The 19,345-nt window shown below is 73.4% G+C and carries 14 protein-coding genes; 10 read left to right on the forward strand and 4 right to left on the reverse strand.

The annotated features are described in order from the left end of the window. Positions 1–180 precede the first annotated feature (180 nt). The 10 genes from glnII (at position 181) to ACH499_RS02115 (ending at position 10,525) form a co-directional block, all read left to right on the forward strand. Complete coding sequence (gene glnII, locus ACH499_RS02070) at positions 181–1,212, forward strand: glutamine synthetase (protein ID WP_356197353.1); 1,032 nt, start codon at positions 181–183, stop codon at positions 1,210–1,212. A gap of 402 nt (positions 1,213–1,614) precedes the next feature. Then, a complete protein-coding gene (locus ACH499_RS02075; protein ID WP_356197351.1) occupies positions 1,615–2,202 on the forward strand; it encodes a winged helix-turn-helix domain-containing protein in 588 nt (195 codons plus the stop codon). A gap of 60 nt (positions 2,203–2,262) precedes the next feature. Next, complete coding sequence (locus tag ACH499_RS02080) at positions 2,263–3,276, forward strand: SDR family oxidoreductase (protein ID WP_399013275.1); 1,014 nt, start codon at positions 2,263–2,265, stop codon at positions 3,274–3,276. 294 nt (positions 3,277–3,570) lie between these two features. After that, positions 3,571–4,836: a sensor histidine kinase gene (locus tag ACH499_RS02085; RefSeq protein WP_399013277.1), complete on the forward strand. Its 1,266-nt coding sequence runs from the start codon at positions 3,571–3,573 to the stop codon at positions 4,834–4,836. Continuing rightward, entirely contained in the window at positions 4,821–5,474 is a 654-nt protein-coding gene (locus tag ACH499_RS02090; protein ID WP_356197345.1) for a response regulator transcription factor, read from the forward strand. Before ACH499_RS02085 ends, ACH499_RS02090 begins: the two co-directional genes overlap by 16 nt. A gap of 148 nt (positions 5,475–5,622) precedes the next feature. Next, positions 5,623–6,132: a tetratricopeptide repeat protein gene (locus tag ACH499_RS02095; protein WP_399013280.1), complete on the forward strand. Its 510-nt coding sequence runs from the start codon at positions 5,623–5,625 to the stop codon at positions 6,130–6,132. Positions 6,133–6,182: 50 nt separating this feature from the next. Continuing rightward, on the forward strand, positions 6,183–8,102 hold the full coding sequence (locus ACH499_RS02100) for a hypothetical protein (protein ID WP_399013282.1): 1,920 nt from the start codon (positions 6,183–6,185) through the stop codon (positions 8,100–8,102). A gap of 97 nt (positions 8,103–8,199) precedes the next feature. Next, positions 8,200–9,270 (forward strand): PDR/VanB family oxidoreductase, encoded by a 1,071-nt coding sequence (locus ACH499_RS02105; RefSeq protein ID WP_399013283.1) that lies wholly within the window; start codon positions 8,200–8,202, stop codon positions 9,268–9,270. A 68-nt stretch (positions 9,271–9,338) separates the two neighbouring features. Further along, positions 9,339–10,091, forward strand: a complete 753-nt coding sequence (locus ACH499_RS02110; RefSeq protein WP_399013285.1) for a TetR/AcrR family transcriptional regulator — start codon at positions 9,339–9,341, stop codon at positions 10,089–10,091. Positions 10,092–10,102: 11 nt separating this feature from the next. Next, the gene (locus ACH499_RS02115; protein ID WP_356197336.1) at positions 10,103–10,525 is read left to right on the forward strand and encodes a hypothetical protein; all 423 of its coding nucleotides are present in this window, start codon (positions 10,103–10,105) and stop codon (positions 10,523–10,525) included. 3 nt (positions 10,526–10,528) lie between these two features. Here ACH499_RS02115 and ACH499_RS02120 read toward each other — a convergent pair whose 3' ends face one another. From ACH499_RS02120 to ACH499_RS02135, 4 genes are all read right to left on the reverse strand, one after another. Next, positions 10,529–10,888, reverse strand: a complete 360-nt coding sequence (locus ACH499_RS02120) for a 5-carboxymethyl-2-hydroxymuconate Delta-isomerase (RefSeq protein WP_399013287.1) — start codon at positions 10,886–10,888, stop codon at positions 10,529–10,531. Between the two features lie 55 nt (positions 10,889–10,943). Further along, entirely contained in the window at positions 10,944–16,352 is a 5,409-nt protein-coding gene (pulA, locus tag ACH499_RS02125; RefSeq protein ID WP_399013289.1) for a pullulanase-type alpha-1,6-glucosidase, read from the reverse strand. Positions 16,353–16,596: 244 nt separating this feature from the next. Then, positions 16,597–18,279 (reverse strand): glycoside hydrolase family 13 protein, encoded by a 1,683-nt coding sequence (locus ACH499_RS02130; RefSeq protein ID WP_399013290.1) that lies wholly within the window; start codon positions 18,277–18,279, stop codon positions 16,597–16,599. Positions 18,280–18,424: 145 nt separating this feature from the next. Beyond that, positions 18,425–19,336 carry a sugar ABC transporter permease gene (locus tag ACH499_RS02135; protein WP_399013292.1) on the reverse strand — a complete coding sequence of 304 codons (912 nt, stop codon included), beginning with the start codon at positions 19,334–19,336 and terminating at the stop codon, positions 18,425–18,427. Positions 19,337–19,345: the final 9 nt, after the last annotated feature.

Below are 19,345 nucleotides of genomic sequence, written 5' to 3' on the forward strand. Positions count from 1 at the left end.
ACTACCGGGACACGCGGGGTGATCCTTCCCACATCGCACCCAGGTAACACGGGGTTCACATACGGGCAACGGACGGGAAATCGCCGGTTGCCAGGCTGCACGGCAGTAGACGCGGCGTCCAGTGCCGCAGCGCCGCAGCACCCGCAAGTGCGCCGAGAACCACCCGAAGGATGTGGCCCCGTGACCTTCAAGGCTGAGTACATCTGGATCGACGGCACCGAGCCGACGGCCAAGCTCCGTTCCAAGACGAAGGTCATGACGGGCGCCCCGGCCGGTCTGGACGCCCTTCCCCTGTGGGGCTTCGACGGCTCCTCCACCAACCAGGCCGAGGGCCGCTCCTCGGACTGCGTGCTCCGGCCGGTCTTCTCCTGCCCCGACCCGATCCGCGGCGGCGACGACGTCCTGGTGCTGTGCGAGGTCCTGGACACGGACCTGACGCCGCACCCCTCCAACACCCGTGCGGAACTGGCCGGACTGGCCGAGCGGTTCGCCGCGCAGGAGCCGATCTTCGGCATCGAGCAGGAGTACACCTTCTTCAAGGGCTCCCGCCCCCTCGGCTTCCCCGAGGGCGGTTTCCCGGCCGCGCAGGGCGGCTACTACTGCGGTGTCGGCTCGGACGAGATCTTCGGCCGCGAGGTCGTCGAGGCCCACCTGGAGAACTGCCTGAAGGCCGGCCTCGGCATCTCCGGCATCAACGCCGAGGTCATGCCCGGCCAGTGGGAGTTCCAGGTCGGCCCGCTCTCCCCGCTGGAGGTCTCCGACCAGCTCTGGGTGGCCCGCTGGCTGCTCTACCGCACCGCCGAGGACTTCGACATCTCCGCCACCCTCGACCCCAAGCCGGTCAAGGGCGACTGGAACGGCGCGGGCGCGCACACCAACTTCTCCACCAGGGCGATGCGCGAGGGCTACGAAGCGATCATCACCGCCTGCGAGTCGCTCGGCGAGGGCTCCAAGCCGATGGACCACGTCAAGAACTACGGCGCCGGCATCGACGACCGCCTCACCGGCCTGCACGAGACCGCGCCGTGGAACGAGTACTCGTACGGCGTGGCCGACCGCGGCGCCTCGGTCCGCATCCCGTGGCAGGTCGAGAAGGACGGCAAGGGCTACATCGAGGACCGCCGTCCCAACGCCAACGTCGACCCGTACGTGGTGACCCGCCTGCTGATGGACACCTGCTGCAGCGCGCTGGAGAAGGCCGGGCAGGTCTGATCTGCCTCCTCGCGAACGAAGGGCGCCCCCCTCCCGGCGGGCGCCCTTCGGCGTCCGTCGCGCCCCGACGAGGCGTCAACAGGCGCCAGGATACGGACATGTTGTCCGCACAGCGAGATGGGCCTCCCTGAGCCGGGGAACCGTCTGCTTCAATGGGCTCATGGCCAGCTTCCGGAAGTACGCAGCGACGGGTCGCCACGACCTCGAGCCCTTCTGGCCTTCACGTCAGCACCACGACTTCGACCGGGTGTGTTGCCGCGCGACGAACGCGCCGGCCCGCTGAAGCCGTAATCCCCGGCTCTCCCCGCCGACGCGCACGACGTACGTCCCCCGACGGGCCGGGCACGAGTCCGCGGCCGTCGCCCTCCCGACGAACTCCTCGCGCGAAAGAGCTGACCTCTCATGGCGACCTCTCGTACCCTCTCCCCCGCTCCCCTCACCGCCCCCGCCCCCACCCCGTCCGCCGCGGCCCGGCACCGGCTGCGGGCCGTGGACCGGGACGAGGTGGTGGACGTCAGGGACTTCCTGCCGCCGGGCGCCACCTGGCTGCCCGCCCCCCAGCACACCCTGCCCGCCCTGCCCGGCCGGCCGCCGATGGTCGGATACCTGGTGCTCGTGCCCGCCGACCGTCAGCCGCCCCTCGGCCCCGTGGCCGTACCCGGCGCCGCGCCCCGGGGTGCGGAGGACACCGGCGGCGACCCGCTCGTCCGCATCGACACCGCGCGCCGCGTCGCCTCCGTGGACGGGCGCGAACTCGACCTGACCTACCTGGAGTTCGAGCTGCTGGCCCACCTCGTCGCGCACCCGCACCGGGTGCACTCCCGTGACCACCTGGTCACCACGGTGTGGGGCTACGGGCACGTGGGCGACGGCCGCACCGTGGACGTGCACGTCGCCCGGCTGCGCCGCAAGATGGGCGCCGAGCACCGGCGGGCGATCCAGACCGTACGGCGCGTCGGCTACAAGTACACGCCCCCCACCGGGCGCTGACGCTCTGCTGTCGGCAGAGAGCCGTTCCCCGGGGCCGCCGCGCCGGGCACAGTGGGCCGCATGAGGCTACTGGTGCTGGGCGGTACGGAGTTCGTGGGGCGGGCCGTGGTGGAGGCGGCGCTCGGGCGGGGCTGGGAGGTGACCGTCTTCCACCGGGGACTGCACGCGCCCGTGCCGGGCGTACGGTCCCTGCACGGCGACCGCACCGCGCCCGACGGGCTCGCCGCCCTGGCCGAGGGCACCTGGGACGCCGTCGTCGACACCTGGTCGGCGGCACCCCGCGCGGTACGGGACACGGCGCGGCTGCTGGCCGGCCGCGCCGGGCGGTACGTGTACGTGTCGAGCTGCTCTGTGTACGACTGGGCCCCGCCCGCCGGGTACGCCGAGGACGCCCCGCTGGTCGAGGGGGCCGCGCCGGACGCCGGGCAGACCGACTACGCGCGGGACAAGCGGGGCGGCGAGCTGGCCGTCGTGGACGCCTTCGGCGAGGACCGCTCGGTGCTCGTACGGTGCGGGCTGATCCTCGGCCCGTACGAGAACATCGGGCGGCTGCCGTGGTGGCTGACGCGGACCGCGCGCGGCGGCCCGGTCCTCGCGCCCGGGCCGCGAGAGCTGCCGTTGCAGTACATCGACGTCCGCGATCTCGCCGAGTGGACGCTCGGCGCCGTCGAGCGGGGGCTTCGCGGGCCGTTCAACCTGGCGTCGGCGCCGGGGCACTGCACCATGGGCGAGCTGCTCGACGCCTGCGTCCGGGCCACGGGCGGCGCGGCCGAGCTGCGCTGGACCGCTCCCGGGACCGTCCTCGCCGCCGGCGTGCAGCCGTGGACCGAGCTGCCGGTGTGGGTGCCGCCCGGCACCGACCTGCACGACGCGCTGCACACGTCCGACGTCTCCCGCGCGCTGGCGACGGGCCTCGCCTGCCGTCCGGTCGCCGAGACCGTCGCCGACACGTGGAGGTGGCTGCGGGACATCGGCGGCACGGCCCCCCCGCGCCCGGACCGGCCGCCGGTGGGGCTGGACCCGGAGACGGAGGCGAAGATCCTCGCGGGGGCGGGGGGCGGGCCCGGCGCGTAGTCGGCCGGGGCGCGGCGCGAGCGGGCCCGACGCGAAGCGGGCCCCGACCGACGGCTTACGGCATCGGAGCCGACGAGCGGACCTGGCAGGCGGCCGGGCCCGGGTCAGTGGCCGGTGAGCGGGCTGCGGCTCCTGCTGAGGCTGAGGCCGGCGGTCGACGGCCTCCGCCACCGGCTCCACGGAGGACCTTGCCCACCGGCTCCGGGCGGGAGCCGGTGGGGTGTACGTAGCACCACCCCGCGGTCGGGGTCCCGGCCCCGTGAAGCGGGGCGGGGGCTCCTTGAGAATGGGCGCATGACCATTGAGAAGACGATCGACGGCGACGGCGCGCGGGGGCGGAGCGTGGCTCTCGCGGCCGTACGGGGACTCGCGCTGGCGCTGATATGCCTGCCCGGCTCGGTGCTGTTCCTCTGCCTGACGATGGTGTCCCTCGCCCTCGTCCCGATCGGGGTCGGCATCGTCACCACCCCGTACGTCCTGGAGGGACTGCGGGCGTTCGCGGACCGGCGCCGGCTGCTGGCCGCCGAGTGGGGCGGGGTGCGGATCCGGCGGGCGTACCGGCCGCTGCCCGAGGACGCCAATCCGTGGGCCCGCACCTTCAGCATGCTCCGCGACCCGGCGACGTGGCGGGACATCCGCTGGCTGCCGGTCGACATGACCGCCGGCTTCACCACCGCCATCTTCGCCTTCGGGCTGTTCCTGTACCCCCTGGAGGGGTTCGTGATCGCGGCCGGGCTGTGGCGGGTGCTGCCCGACGTCTACTGGTACGGATTCGTGCCCGTCTCCGACCAGACCACCGCCCTCTACGCCGCCGCGCTCGGCGTCGTCCTCCTGGTCGCCGCCTTCTGGCTCACCCCGCGCCTGCTGGGCGCCCACTTCCGGCTCACGGCCGCCTTCCTGGACGCCGGTGACATCGAGCTGGCCGAGCGGGTGCGGGTGCTGACCGAGACGCGGCGCGACGCCGTGGACACCTCCGCCGCCGAACTGCGCCGCATCGAGCGGGACCTGCACGACGGCGCGCAGGCCCGGCTGGTCGCCATGGGCATGGACCTCGGCACGATCGAGGCGCTCCTCGAGAAGGACCCCGCGAAGGCCCGCCAATTGCTGGCGCAGGCCCGGCAGTCCTCCGCCGAGGCGCTGACCGAACTGCGCGAACTGGTGCGCGGCATCCACCCGCCGGTCCTCGCCGAACGCGGACTCGGGGACGCCGTACGGGCGCTGGCGCTGCGGCTGCCCGTCCGCGTCGAGGTCGACGTGGACCTGCCCGGCCGCGCGGACGCGCCCGTGGAGTCTGCCGCGTACTTCGCGGTCAGCGAGATCCTCACCAACGCCGTGAAGCACTCCGGCGCCGACCGGATCTGGGTCGACGTGCACCACGCCGAGGGGCTGTTGCGCGTCTCCGTCACCGACGACGGCAAGGGCGGTGCCGTCGTCGGCGCGGGGTCCGGGCTGACCGGGGTGGAACGGCGGCTGGGTACATTCGACGGCGTCCTGGCCGTCAGCTCCCCCGCGGGCGGCCCCACCATGGTCACCATGGAGATCCCTTGCGCGTTGTCCTAGCCGAAGACCTGTTCCTGCTGCGCGACGGACTGGTCCGGCTCCTGGAGGCCCACGACTTCGAGATGGCGGCGGCCGTCGAGTCCGGCCCCGAGCTGTCCCGGGCGCTGGCCGAACTGGAGCCGGACGTCGCCGTGGTCGACGTCCGGCTGCCTCCCACGCACACCGACGAGGGGCTGCAGTGCGCGCTCGCCGCCCGCCGGGAGCGGCCCGGGCTGCCGGTGCTGGTGCTGTCCCAGCACGTGGAGCAGCTCTACGCGCGTGAGCTGCTCGCCGACGGCACCGGCGGGGTGGGGTACCTGCTCAAGGACCGGGTGTTCGACGCGGAGCAGTTCGTGGACGCCGTACGGCGGGTGGCCGCGGGCGGTACGGTGATGGACCCGCAGGTCATCCAGCAGTTGCTCAGCCGGCGTGCGGCGGAGGACCGGCCGCTGGAACGGCTGACGCCCCGGGAACGGGAGGTGCTGGAACTGATGGCTCAGGGGCGGACCAACGCGGGGATCGCGTCCCGACTCGTCGTCACCGAGCGCGCGATCGCCAAGCACACGGCGAACATCTTCGCCAAGCTGAGCCTCGAGGTCTCGGACGACGACAACCGGCGTGTGCTGGCGGTTCTGGCCTATCTCGACCACGGCCGCTGAGCCCGCACCGGCCCCGTGCGTCCCGGCGGTCACGGGACGGATGAACGCCTCCGGGGCGGCCTGGGCAGGTCGCCGGTACGGCCGTACGCCCCGGGCCGCTCGGGAAAATGCCGGGCCGGCGGGGGCACGGACGTGCGAAGGTGGCTCGGTGGACCAGGACTGGGAAGACCGCGTGACGGCCCTGTGGGCGAGGTTCGAGGGCGGCGCCGAGGAGGACGCGGACCGCTTCCGCGCGGCGGTCGACGCGCTCGTCGCCGAACTGCCCGGGGGAAGCCCGCTCGGCGCCTTCGAGCGGGCCTGCGCCTGGGACTCGACCGGCCACTCGGACCGGGCCGTGCCGCTGTACCGCGAGGCGCTGGCGAACGGCCTCGGCGACCACAGCCGCTACAAGGAGCGCCGGGCCAGGATCCAGCTCGCCAGTTCCCTGCGCAATACCGGCCGCCCGGAGGAGGGCGTCGCCCTGCTGACCCCCGAACTGGACGCTGAATCCGACGAGTTGGACGACGCGGTTCGGGCAACGCTCGCCCTGTGCCTGTCCGGCCTCGGGCGCGACCGGGAGGGCCTCGCCCTGGTGCTGGGCGCGCTCGCCGGCCATCTGCCGCGCTACCGGCGGTCGATGGCCGCCTACGCCCGGGAGCTGGCCCCGTCGCGGCACTGAGCCCGCCCGGACGGCGGTGACCAACGACCGGTTCGCTCGTTCTGCTGAACGTGCAGTCACAGGATGTCGCTTCGCACCGCGCACCGTCCGCCACCGACCCGGTCGTCGACGTCGAGCAGGCCGAGGCCGCACTCGTCGAGCACTACCCGCGGCTGGTCCGCCTCGCCTATCTGGTGCTGCCGCCGGACCTCGGGCGCGGCCGCCGGGTGCTGACCGCGCACGCCCTGGTCCAGCGCGCGCTGCCGAGGAACCGGACGGCGGCACCCCTGATCCCCACCCAGTCGGCCGGACGCGGGAGCGATCCCGGCTACGCCCTGGTCCGCCTGCGGATCGTGCGGACGGCGCTGGACGCGTCCCGGCCCCTCGGGCGCCGGGCGTGGCCCCGGCGGGCCCAGTTGCCGCCGCTGCTGCCCCAGGTGTGGGGGCTCAAGCTCTTCCCGCGCCCGGGCGGCGCCGGCGAACTCGCCCTGGACCGGCGGCTGGCCGGCCTCTCCGGCCCCGCCCGCGCCGCCTACGCGCTGCGCGGCCTCGACCGGCTTCCCGACCCCGACGTACGGCGGCTGCTCAAGGCCGCCGGGGTCGCCGACGCCGGCGCCGCGCTGCGCGAGGCCGACGAGGTGGGCGGCCCGTACGCGCTGCTCGGCTCCCCCGAGTTCGACCCCTGCTCGCTGCAGGCCCGGCCCACCGATCTGATGCGGCGGCGCCGGCACACGCGGGCCGCGCTGGTCGCCGGGGCCTCGCTGGTGGTGTGCGGTGCGCTGCTGGGGCTGCCCGGGGACGGCTGGGGGCCGGACGGCGCCGCCGCCCCGGCGTACGCGCGCAACCCCGCGGCCGAGGCCGCCCTCGACCCCGGCAGGCTCGTGCGCGTCGGCCCCGCCGCGTGGAGGACGTCCGCGCGGACGGACTTCTCGGTGTGGCCGGCGCGCGGAGACCTCACCGGCGACGAGGAACTGCTGCGCCGTGCCCTCGCCGTCTGGGCCCGCCCCGGCGGCACGGTGCGGGTCTCGGCGACGCCGGGCACCCCGACCGGCGCCCCGGCCGGGCCGCCGCAGCTCCTGTACGCCGGGGACGTCGACAACGCGCGCGTGGTGGTGCTCAACGACGGTCTGCGCCTCGTGCGGTACGCCGAGCCGAGGGACGGCGCGGCCGGTGCCGCCCTCGACCTGGCGCGGGCCGACGGGGCCGGGAGGGCCGGGGCGAACGCGGTGGTCCTCGGCCGGACCGACGGCAACGTGCGCTATCTGACGGCGCCCTGGGTGACGAAGGCCGCCGAACGGGACCTGGCGAAGCCGGGGTCCGGCACGACGGACCTGGACCTGACCGACGGCGTCACCTCACCGCTGGCCAGCCCGGTCGAGCGCGCCGGGGCCTGCACGTCGTGGAACGTGCTCCAGCTCACCGACGGATCCCGCACCCGGCTGATGAGCGACCTCGGGGAGCTGGTCCCGGCCCGCCTCACCACGGGGCGCCCCGGCGGGGCCGAGGACGTCTCCGGGGCCGGGGCCCTGCGCGTCTGGGCGCCGTACGCCTGCTCGCTGGGTGCCGTGCGCGGACAGGGGGTGCGGTCGGTGAACGCATGGGAGTTCGCGGCGCAGCCCCTGCCCGACGGGAGCGGCTCGGGTGCGTGGGTGTGCACCCGAGCCGAGACCTGGCGCGGTGCCGGGGCCCGGGTGATGGCCCAGTTCCGGACGCCGGGCGGCGAGCGGGGCGTGGTGACCGCGAGGGCGCAGGACGTGCCGGCGTGCGGGGAACGGGACCCCCACGTGCTGGCCGGGGTGCTGTGGAAGTCGAAGGGCGGCCACTGGTACCTGCTGGCCGCCGGCAGCCGTGACACGCGGTCCGTCGAGGCGACGGGCGGCATCAGCGGTTTCGCCGACGGCAACCTGCTGACGGCCGTGGGCGAGCGGGGCGCGCAGGCCGAGCTGAAGGGCACGCTGGAGAACGGACGGACGATCAGCGGGCTGCGCTAATCCCCTCCCTCCGATCGGCCCACCGTTGCTGACACTGATGTCAACAAGTACCTGCGCAAGGGTTCCGGACGGAGCTACCCGTCAGTACATTGACGCCATGTCCAACAAGCATGTGCCCACGCTGAAGACCCTGCTGGTGGTGGCCGGTGCCGCGCTGGCCGTCCGGCGGGCGATGCGGAGCCGGACCCCGGCCCCGGCGCCGCGGACCACGAGCGCCCTCCAGCGGCCGGGCCCGGGGCCGTCCGGGACCCGGGACCGGCGGCTGCTGGTCACCGCGCACGAGCGGGTGGCCGACGGGGTGGTCCGCATCCGGCTGGAGGGGCACGACCTGCCGCGCTGGGAGCCGGGGGCCCATCTGGACCTCGTGCTGCCGTCGGGGCTGGTCCGGCAGTACTCGCTGTGCGGCGACCCGGAGGACACCTCGTCGTACACCGTCGCCGCGCGGCTGGTCGAGGACGGGCGGGGCGGCTCGCGCGAGGTCCACGAGCAGGTGCAGGAGGGCACGGAGCTGGAGGTGCGCGGGCCGCGCAACCGGTTCCCGCTGGTCGAGGCCCCCTCCTACGTGTTCGTCGCCGGGGGCATCGGCATCACCCCCGTCCTGCCGATGCTGCGGGCGCTGCCGCGGGACGCCGACTGGCGGCTGCTGTACGGCGGGCGGAGCCGGGACTCGATGCCGTTCCTGGAGGAGGTCGAGAAGCTGGACGCGGACGGGGGGCGGGTCACCGTCGTCGCCGAGGACGAGGACGGGCTGCCGGACCTGGACGCCTTCCTCACCGGCCTGCCCGGGGACGCGGCCGTCTACTGCTGCGGCCCGGAGGGCCTGATGGAGGCCGTCGGGGAACGGCTCCCCGAGGGCACCGCCCTGCACCTGGAGCGGTTCGCGCCGCGCACGACGGCGGACGGCGACGGGGAGTTCGAGGTCGAACTGCACCGCAGCGGACGCACGCTGACCGTGGCGCCCGGCTCGTCGGTGCTGGCCGCCGTGCGCACCGAGCTGCCCAACACCCCGTACTCCTGCGAGCAGGGCTGGTGCGGGACCTGCCAACAGCGGGTGCTGGAGGGCGAGATAGACCACCGGGACGAGCTGCTGACCGACTCCGAGCGCGGCGACTCCATGCTCATCTGCGTCTCCCGCGCCAAGGGGACGCGGCTCGTCCTCGACCTGTGAGAACAGGCGGAACCCCGGGGCCCGGTCCGGCCCGTCCCGAGGCCGGATCCGATCGGTAAGGTGTTCGTATGACTACCGGGGTCCGCCGCCGCATGGGCGTCGAGGAGCGGCGGCAGCAGTTGATCGGCGTCGCGCTCGATCTGTTCAGCCGCCGCTCGCCCGACCAGGTCTCCATCGACGAGATAGCGTCGGCCGCGGGCATCTCGCGCCCGCTGGTCTACCACTACTTCCCCGGCAAACTCAGCCTGTACGAGGCCGCGTTGCAGCGTGCCTCGGAGGATCTGGCGGCCCGCTTCGTGGAGCCGCGGCAGGGCCCGCTGGGCGCGCGGCTGCTGCGGGTGATGGGCCGCTACTTCGACTTCGTCGACGAGCACGGCCCCGGTTTCGCCGCCCTGATGCGCGGCGGGCCGGCCGTCTCCGCGGGCGGGTCCTGCTCCCTGAGCACGGTGTCCGCCGCGGACGCCCTCGTGGACTCCGTACGGCAGGCCGCGTACGACCAGGTCCTCGCGCACCTGGGCGTCCCTGATCCGCCCGCCCGCCTGGACCTCGTCGTCCGCTCCTGGATCTCGCTCGCCGAGTCGACCGCCCTGATCTGGCTGGACGGCAGGCGCATTCCGCGCGGCGAGCTGGAGGTCCAGCTCGTGCAGGACCTCGCCGCGCTGCTGGCGGTGGGCGCCGCCCACGACCCGCAGACGGCGGCCCTGCTGAGCCGCGTCGTCGAGGACGAGCCCGCCGACGGGCCGTTCGCGGACCTGGTCGCCCGGCTGATCGCACTGGGGGCCGACGACCGCCCGGCCCCATCCGGTACCGAAGCGGGCTGAGGGGGCGCGGGGTGGAGAACGCGACGACGTGGGGTCTGGTCGTGGAGACGACCGTGGGGACCGGGGAGCGCAAGCACACCGAGACACATGTGGCGGCGCACGTCACCGGTACCCGGCAGGAAGCGCTCGCCGAACTGGAGCGGCGGGCGCGGAGCTACGTGCCCGCGCATCCCCTTTCGCACAAGCGCCGCCGCCTGCTGCGGGCGCAGGACGGCGCGATCCTGCTCGTCGTCGACGGGGCGTGGCGGTCCTATCTGACCCGGTTCACGGTGGCGGAGCTGCTGGAGGACTCCGACGCGCCCGCCCCGGAGCCGGTGGTGGCCGGGGAACCGGCCGCGCCCGCCGCCGAGCCGCCGGTGGACCGGCCGGCCGAGCTGGACCCGGACGGGGTCCCGGTGCGGCCGGCCTGGCTGGGGCGATCCGACCTGCCCTGAGGGCTACGCGCCGTCGAACTTGCGGTACGACGGGTCCAGGTCCCGCACCTCGGCGGAGGCGTGCAGCACCGTCCCCCCGCCCGGCCGGGCGTACTGGCGCAGCAGCTCCAGAACGCGCTCGCTGAGCCGCGCCTTGGTCTCCTCGGTGCGGCCCGCGAGCAGCCCCACGGTGACGTGCACGACGGCGTGCCCCTCGGTGTCGGGGCCGACCGCGGTGTCCTCGGCGCGGCGGAACTGCGTCATGCACGCGGGCGGCCGGGCGGCCGCGATGTCGACCACCGCGGCGTGCAGGGCCCGCGCGAGGGCGGGGCGGTCGAAGCCGTCCGCGAGCTGCGCGGAGTAGTCGACGGTGATCTGCGGCATGAGCCCTCCCGTTGCGTGAACAGCAGGGCTCACCCTAACCGCGGTGCCGGGACCGTCAGCCGGCCCGGGTGAACACGGCGACGGTACGCCCCGGCACGGTGAAGGTGCCGGTCTTCGCCGCGTACGCGGACTCCTTCACCACGGGGTCCGCGCCCGCCGCCTGCACCGGGTGCAGCCGGTAACCGGTACCGGCGGCCGCCTCGATCCGCTGCTCCCGGCTCTCGGGCGTGGCGTTGAAGACCACGACCAGGTCGCCGAGGCGCATGGTGATCACGCCGGGCGTCTCGTCCTTCCCGGAGAGCGGGAAGGAGAGCCAGGACTGCACCTGCCCCGCCGTGGCGAGGGAGAAGTCCCGCTCGCCGGTGCGGATCCTCAGCAGGTCCCGGTACGCGGCCGAGGCGCCCTGGATCTGCGGGCAGCCGACCTCCACCGAGCCCAGCAGTGGCTTGGCGTAGGACCACTTGTCCTGGTTGTCGGCGGCCGGCGGCAGCCCGCGGCCGAAGCCGTTGCCGGCGGCGCAGTTCCAGTGGATCGCGTTGAACCAGTCGCCGCTGTCGTAGGAGTTGCGGTCCAGCGACTTGGAACGCAGCAGGTCCGTGCCGGCCTGGGAGAGCGCCGGGCCCTGGGAGAGGGCGGCGGTGGCCATGGCGAGGACCTGCATCCGGGCCCGGTCGCCCGCCGGGGTGTCCTTCGGCAGCTTGAAGGCGAGCGCGTCGAACAGGGACTCGTTGTCGTGGGCGTCGGCGTAGGCGAGGGCGTCGCCCGGAGCCTCGGCGTATCCGGCGGGGGCGCCGTTGTAGTCGACCTCGGAGCCCTTGACCTCCTTGCCGGCGGTGTCCGTGAAGCGGTAGCCGGCGAGGTTGCCGCTCAGGCCGACCTTGATCAGGTCCTGGTAGTGCAGCAGGCGGGCCTTCTGCTCGGCCTCGGTGCCGTTCTCCTTCGAGGAGTTGGGGTCGGTGTAGAGACCGGAGGCGAAGCCCTGGACGCCGGGGTCGGCGTCGAAGGGGCCGCCGCCGCGCACGGCGTCGCGGGCGCGGTCGGAGAAGGTGGCGATGCCGGTGCCGGCCATGTTCTTCTGCGTGGCCTGCGTGAAGCGGGCGTCGTCGGCGACCTCGCCGAAGTTCCAGCCCTCGCCGTACAGGATGATCTTCTTGCCGTCGACGCCGTCCTTGTCGACGGTCAGCGCGTCGAGGGCCTTGCGGACGGCGAGGATGTTGGCCTTCGGGTGGTGGCCCATGAGGTCGAAGCGGAAGCCGTCGACCTTGTACTCCTTGGCCCAGGTGACGACCGAGTCGACGACGAGCTTGCCCATCATGGCGTTCTCGGGGGCCGTGTTCGAGCAGCAGGTGCTGTTGGCCACCGAGCCGTCGGCCAGGAGCCGCTGGTAGTAGCCGGGGACGATCCGGTCCAGGACGCTGGTGCGCGCCTGGCCGCTCGCGGCCGTGTGGTTGTAGACCACGTCCATGACGACGCGCAGGCCGTCCTCGTTGAGCGCCTTGACCATCTCGCGGAACTCGACGGTGCGGGCGGTGCCGTCCGGGTCGGTGGCGTAGGAGCCCTCGGGGACCGTGTAGTGGTACGGGTCGTAGCCCCAGTTGTAGGCGTCCCGGGCGGCGGTCTTCGCCACGCACTCCTGCTGCTCGGCGGAGTCGGCGGGGAGCGCGGCGAGGTCGCAGCCGACGATGGCCTGGTCGGACTTCCGCTCGGGGATCGTGGCGATGTCGAACACGGGCAGCAGGTGGACGTACGACGTGCCCGCCTCGGCCAGTTCGCGCAGGTGCCGGGAGCCGTCGCTCTCCTTGTCGGTGAAGGCGAGGTAGGTGCCCGGGTGGCGGGCCGTCCGGTCCGCGACGGAGAAGTCGCGGACGTGCAGCTCCTGGATCTGGGCGTCCCGCAGCGGCACGGCCTCGGGCTTGGTGTAGTCCTGCCAGCCGCGCGGGGCGAGCGAGCGGTCGCCGAGGTCGACGACGAGGCTGCGCTCGGAGTCGGTGGTCAGCGCGACCGAGTAGGGGTCGGTGACCTTGTTGGTGACGATCCCGCCGGCGCCGGGCGCCCAGACCTCGACGGCGTACCGGTACGGCTTGCCCTTCCAGGACGCCGGGCCGGTGACGGACCAGACGCCGGTGGCGTCGTCGCGGCGCATCGGCACGGTGCGGTCGCCGATCTCCAGCGCCACGTCCCGCGCGGTCGGCGCCCACACGGAGAGGGTGGGCCGGCCGTCGCGGAACACCGGGCCGAGCTTCGCCTTCGTGGCGCCCGCGGCGTAGAGGTCGTCGAGGACGCCGGCGGTCTGCACGCCGGTGGCCGCGAGCACGGCGCCGTTGGCGGCGCGCTGGGAGGCGACGACCTGGCCGCGCAGGGCCTCGCGGACCCGGTCGCGGTCGCGCGGGTCGACGGACCAGGCGGTGTGCTCCTTCAGGTGCGGGAACCCGGCCTTCTGGGCGTCGGTGAGGGTCGTCCTGGTCAGGCGCAGCCACCGCGCGTCGTCACCGGTCAGGGTGCCGTTCACGGCCTTGACGGAGCCGGTGCGGGAGGCGAGCAACTGGGTGGAGGCGGCCCCTTCGGAGCCGTTCCAGGCGACGGTGTCCCGGTCGATCCAGACGGCCTTGGAGGTGGCCGGGTCGACGGCCCCGGCCGAGCCGGCGGGCTGCGGCAGCAGGTGCTTCTCCTGGCCGCTCAGCAGCCACACCTCGTGCCCCGCGGTCCTCAGGTCCAGGGCCTGGTCGGTGGGCAGGTCCTTCTCGTCGCCCTTGTGCAGGATGTAGCTGAGGCTGGTGGCACCCGCGGTGAGCGGCACCTCGAAGACGGCGCCGAAGGGGTCGGTCCCGACCGGCCGGAGCGGCTTCGCCCAGTCGGTGGGGTTCGCGGCGCCGCTCCAGACGTGCAGGCCCCAGCCGTCGTAGTCGCCGTCGGCTCGGTGGTAGTGCAGGACGGCCTTGCCGGTGTCCTGGGCCGGGTACTCGGGCCGCTCGGTGAGGACCCGCTCCTTGCCCTGCTCGATCCACACCTCTCCGGTGCGGGTGACGTCGATGGTGCGGTCCGCGGCGACGTCCTTGTCGCCGTCCTCGTCGATGACGAGGAAGCCGACGCTGGAGGCTCCGGGCTTCAGCTTGACGTAGGCGAAGGCGCCGTAGGCGTCCCGCCCGGTGAAGGGGTGGCTGTCCGGCCAGGTGGTGGCCTCGCCGTCGGCCAGGTCGCCCCAGGCGTACAGGCCCCAGTCCTGGTAGTTCCCGTCCTCGCGCTTGTAGTGGACGATCGCGTGGTCGCGGGAGGCGGCGGTGGGTACCTCGGGGGCGGGCGGGGTGCCGGTCGTGGAGGCGGCGGTGGCGCTCGCGGTGCGGCCCGCCGAGTCCACGACGACGGCCTTGTAGCGCAGGGCGGTGCCGGCCGGGGTGGTCCGGGCGATGGTGTCCGTGACCTTGTAGGGGGCGTGGTCGGCGGAGCCGAGGGTGCGCCAGGTGCCGTCGCCGGTCTGGGCGGCGAAGACGACCCGGTTGAGCTGTCCGCCGGTGACGTCGGCCGTCAGCTCGACGGTTCCGGTGGCGCCGGGCTCGGGAGCCCGGAGGGTGATCGACGGCTCGGTGGCGGGCGCGTCGAGCCTGCCCGCGGCCTTCAGGACGATCGCCGACCCGGCGGGGACGGTGACGGTGACCTTCCGGTCCGCGCCGGAGGTGACGGTGGCGTCGGTGCCGTAGAGGCCGCGGAAGGCCATGTCCGCCGAGCCGGTGGCGAAGGTCGCGGTCTTCGCCTCGCCGGCGTTGTTGAAGGCGACGAGGTACTCGGTGCCGCTGCGGGCGTCGGTGCGGGAGAAGGCGTAGACGCCGGCGCCGTCGGCCGCGTACCGCTCGGTCTGGACGCCGTCGGCGAGGGCCGGGTGGGCCTTGCGGAGCTGGGCGAGGGCCGCGATCTGCCGGTACAGGGGCGCCCGGGTGTCGTAGGCGTCCTCGGCGTGGGTGCGGTCGGTGCCGAGCTGGTCGTCGTCGAGGTAGTCGGCGGTGCGGGAGGCGAACATCGGCTGGCGGGCGTCCTTGTCGCCGCCGGCGCCGGTGAAGCCCTGCTCGTCGCCGTAGTAGATCACCGGGTTGCCGCGGCTGAGGAACATCAGCTCGTTGGCGAGGCGGTCCTTCTTCAGCAGTTCGGCGTCGGTCGCCTCCGGGTCGTCCTGCTTCAGGAAGGTGCCGATGCGGCCCATGTCGTGGTTGCCGAGGAAGGTGACCTGCTCGTAGGCGTTGGCCTTGTCGGTCGTGTACTTCCAGTCGTCGCCGAAGACCGCCGCGAGCTTCTTCGCGCTGCCGCCCTGGGAGGCGTACGCGCGGGCCGCGTCCTGGAAGGGGAAGTCCAGCGTGGAGTCCAGGCGGCCCTGGGTGACGTACGGGGAGGTGACGGAGGTGTCGGCGGAGTAGACCTCGCCGAACATGAAGAAGTCCTCACGGCCCCGCTTCGCCGCGTAGGCGTCCAGCGCGGTCGCCCACTGGGTCCAGAACTCCATGTTGACGTGCTTCACGGTGTCGATCCGGAAGCCGTCGATGGCGAAGTCCTTCACCCACCGCTGGTAGATCTTCTCCATGCCGCTGACGACCTCGGGCCGTTCGGTCCACAGGTCGTCCAGGCCGGAGAAGTCGCCGTAGGTGGTCGACTCGCCGGCCCAGGTGGAGTCGCCCCGGTTGTGGTACATCGCCGGGTCGTTGAGCCAGGACGGCACCTTGAGGTCCTTCTTGGCGTCCGGGACCGTCGGGGTGCGCGGGAAGGAGCCGGCGTCGACGCGGGGGAAGCGGCGGGTGCCGTCCGCGTAGTCGGCGTCGTCGAACGGCTCGCCGTCCTTCGTCAGGTAGGGGAAGGCGCCCTTGGAGAGGTAGTCGTAGGACTTCTCCTCGTAGTCGACGACGTCGGCGGTGTGGTTGGTGATGACGTCGAAGAAGACCTTCATGCCCTTGGCGTGCGCCTTGGAGACGAGGTTCTTCAGGTCTGCGTTGGTGCCGAAGTGCGGGTCGACCTGGGTGAAGTCGGTGATCCAGTAACCGTGGTAGCCGGCCGAGGCGTTGGCGCCGGTGCCCTGGACGGGCTGGTTCTTGAAGATGGGCGCCATCCAGATCGCGGTGGTGCCCAGGCCCTTGATGTAGTCGAGCCGGTCGGTGAGGCCCTTGAGGTCACCGCCCTGGTAGAAGCCCTTGTCGGTGGGGTCGTAGCCGGTGGTCAGCCGGGTGCCGGTCAGGCCGCCCCGGTCGTTGCGGGCGTCGCCGTTGGCGAAGCGGTCCGGCAGGACGAAGTAGAACTGCTCGCGGGTGAGGTCGTGGCGGGCTGCGGTCTTCGCCAGCTTCGCGTCCGACGGGGGCGCGGGCGGGGCGCCGGCCCGCGCGGCCAGGGGTGTCAGGAGTGTCGCCGCGAGCGCGGCGACGGTGACGGCCGCGACCCGTGGGACAGCGGCGGTGCGGCGCTTCACAGGCGCCGGCCATCTCGGTATCACCGGTGTGAACTCCTTGCGATTACGGCTCGTTCGGGTCCGACCCCGGCGTGACCGTAGCGTTGATGCAAGAGTTGCGGCAAGGGTCGTGAAAATATCCGCAAGGATTTTCACGGCCCTTGCCGCAGGCGGGTGTTCACCAGGGGTTCCGTGCTGACGGGCGGCGCAAACACGCGGCGGCCCGCCGCCCCGGAGGGCGACGGGCCGTGCGCAGTGCGGCGCGGGGCCGGGCGTCAGCCGTCCGCCGTCACGCGGTCGTCCACCACACCGTCGTGTCCGCCGGCACCTTCGCCTCGCCGTCGGCCTCGGTCACCTCGCCGCTGGCGAGCAGGACCCGCCCGTACGCGGGCACCGCCACCGACTCGCCGGTGGTGTTGGCCACGCAGACGAACTCCCCGCGCCGGAAGGAGAGGACGCCCTCGGGTGCCCGCAGCCACTCCACGGCGTCACCGGCGCCCAGGTCGGGGTGCTCGCGACGGACGGCCAGCGCGCTGCGGTACAGCTCCAGCGTCGAGCCGGGCTCGCCGGTCTGCGCCTCGACGCTCAGCTCGCCCCAGCCCGCCGGCTGCGGCAGCCAGCTCCCGCCGTCGCCGAAGCCGTACGACGAGCCCGTGCGCGTCCACGGGATCGGCACCCGGCAGCCGTCGCGGAAGCCGTCCTGGCCGGCGCCCCGGAAGTACGCCGGGTCCTGGCGCACCTCGTCGGGCAGGTCCACGACGTCCGGCAGGCCCAGCTCCTCGCCCTGGTAGACGTAGGCCGAGCCGGGCAGCGCCAGCATCAGCAGCGTGGCCGCGCGGGCCCGGCGCAGGCCCAGTTCGCGGTCGCCGGCCAGGCGGATCTGGGTGCCGAGGCCGGGCGGGTTGGCGAAGCGGGTGGCGTGCCGGGTGACGTCGTGGTTGGACAGCACCCAGGTGGCCGGGGCGCCGACGGGGCGCATCGCGTCCAGGGTGCGGTCGATGACCGTGCGCAGCTCCTCGGCGTCCCAGTGGGTGCCGAGGTACTGGAAGTTGAACGCCTGGTGCAGTTCGTCGGGGCGCACGTAGTTGGCGGTGCGCTCGACGGTCGGGGTCCACGCCTCGGCGACGAAGATGCGCTCGCCGGAGTACTCGTCGAGGATCAGGCGCCACTGCCGGTAGATGTCGTGGACGCCGTCCTGGTCGAAGAACGGCATGACATCGTTGCCCAGCAGCTTGAGCTGTTCGTGGGATCCGAGGTCGGGCAGGCCCTCGGCCTTCACCATGCCGTGGGCGACGTCGATGCGGAAGCCGTCCACGCCCATGTCCAGCCAGAAGCGCAGGATGGAGCGGAACTCGTCGCCGACGGCCGGGTGCTCCCAGTTGAAGTCGGGCTGCTCGGGCGCGAACAGGTGCAGGTACCACTCGCCCGGTGTGCCGTCGGGCTCGGTGACCCGGGTCCAGGCGGGTCCGCCGAAGATGGACTCCCAGTCGTTGGGGGGCAGCTCGCCCTTCGCGCCCTTGCCGGGGCGGAAGTGGTAGCGGTCCCGCAGCGGGGAGCCGGGGCCCTCGGCGAGGGCGCGCTTGAACCACTCGTGCTGGTCCGAGGAGTGGTTGGGGACCAGGTCGACGATGATGCGCAGGCCGAGCGCGTGGGCGTCGCGGATCAGCGCGTCGGCGTCCAGCAGGTTGCCGAACATGGGGTCGACGGCCCGGTAGTCGGCGACGTCGTAGCCGGCGTCGGCCTGCGGGGAGGCGTAGAAGGGGCTGAGCCACACGGCGTCCACGCCGAGGTCGCGCAGGTACGGCAGGCGGCTGCGGACACCTTCCAGGTCGCCCATGCCGTCGCCGTCGCTGTCGGCGAAGCTGCGCGGATAGACCTGGTAGATGACCGCGTCCCGCCACCAGTCGCGACGCCCCGCGACGGTGGCGGTGGCGGAGGTGGGGGCCGGTGCGGCGGAGTGCTGCTGGCTCATGGCGTCCTTGATACGTGAGGCGCGGTTCGGGACATGGGGTCGTGGTGCTGCGACGGCCGGTGAGGGGCGGCCGCGGTGCCTGCGGGGTCGGACGGGCACCGCGGCCGCCTCCCGCCCGCGCGCCGGGCGCGGGAACCGGTGGGCGTCAGCCCTTGGTGCCGCCGGCGGTGAGGCCGGTCACCAGGTTCTTCTGCACCAGGTAGAAGAAGGCGGAGACGGGTATCGCCACCAGCACGGCGGTGGCCGCCATCAGGTTGCGCTGCGCGTCGTGCTCGCTGACGAAGCTCTGCAGTCCGACGGCGAAGGTGTACTTCGTGTCGCTCAGCATGAACGTCGAGGCGAAGGCGACCTCGCCGAAGGCGGTGATGAAGCTGTAGAAGCCGGCGACGGCGAGGCCCGGCTTGGCCAACGGCAGGATCAGCCGGAAGAAGGTGCCGAAGGGGCTCAGTCCGTCCACCCGCCCGGCCTCGTCGATCTCGAACGGGATGGTGTCGAAGTAGCCCTTGAGCAGCCAGGCGCAGTACGGCACCGCGGTCGAGCAGTAGACGAGGACCAGGCCGAGGTAGTTGTCGATGAGCTGGAGCCGGGACAGGATCTGGTACATCGGCACGATGAGCACGGCGATGGGGAACATCTGGGTGACCAGCAGGACCCACATCAGCTTCCGGTAGCCGGGAAAGCGCATCCGGGACACGGCGTAGCCGGTGGTGGCGGCGACCAGGACGCCGATGACCGTGGTGCCGAGCGAGACGATCAGCGAGCTCTTCAGCCAGTGGAAGAAGTTCGTGTGCTGGAGCACGAAGGCGTAGTTGTCGAAGGTCATCTTCGACCAGATGCGCCCGGGGTGCAGGTAGTCGTCCTTGTCCGGGCCGAGGGACAGGAAGACCAGCCAGGCGATCGGGAAGAGCGCGACCAGGCTCGCGACGGTCAGGATGCCGTGGGAGGCCAGCGACGCGGCGCGGCTGCGCTCGCCGCGGCCGCGGGTCCGGCGCGGCGCCGCGGTGGAGGCGGTGGCCCGCTCCTCGGGAGCCTCGGTCGGCACGGTGGTGGTACTCATGGCGGCTCC

Origin of the sequence: Streptomyces sp. NPDC018947, from assembly GCF_044390505.1 — a bacterium.
In the GTDB taxonomy this organism is placed as follows: domain Bacteria; phylum Actinomycetota; class Actinomycetes; order Streptomycetales; family Streptomycetaceae; genus Streptomyces.

Coding starts and splice junctions, on each gene's coding strand:
- ACH499_RS02075 (WP_356197351.1), top strand. CDS start 1,615: ATGGCGACCTCTCGTACCCTCTCCCCCGCTCCCCTCACCGCCCCCGCC.
- ACH499_RS02080 (WP_399013275.1), top strand. CDS start 2,263: ATGAGGCTACTGGTGCTGGGCGGTACGGAGTTCGTGGGGCGGGCCGTG.
- ACH499_RS02085 (WP_399013277.1), top strand. CDS start 3,571: ATGACCATTGAGAAGACGATCGACGGCGACGGCGCGCGGGGGCGGAGC.
- ACH499_RS02105 (WP_399013283.1), top strand. CDS start 8,200: ATGTCCAACAAGCATGTGCCCACGCTGAAGACCCTGCTGGTGGTGGCC.
- ACH499_RS02110 (WP_399013285.1), top strand. CDS start 9,339: ATGACTACCGGGGTCCGCCGCCGCATGGGCGTCGAGGAGCGGCGGCAG.
- ACH499_RS02120 (WP_399013287.1), bottom strand. CDS start 10,888: ATGCCGCAGATCACCGTCGACTACTCCGCGCAGCTCGCGGACGGCTTC.
- ACH499_RS02130 (WP_399013290.1), bottom strand. CDS start 18,279: ATGAGCCAGCAGCACTCCGCCGCACCGGCCCCCACCTCCGCCACCGCC.
- ACH499_RS02135 (WP_399013292.1), bottom strand. CDS start 19,336: ATGAGTACCACCACCGTGCCGACCGAGGCTCCCGAGGAGCGGGCCACC.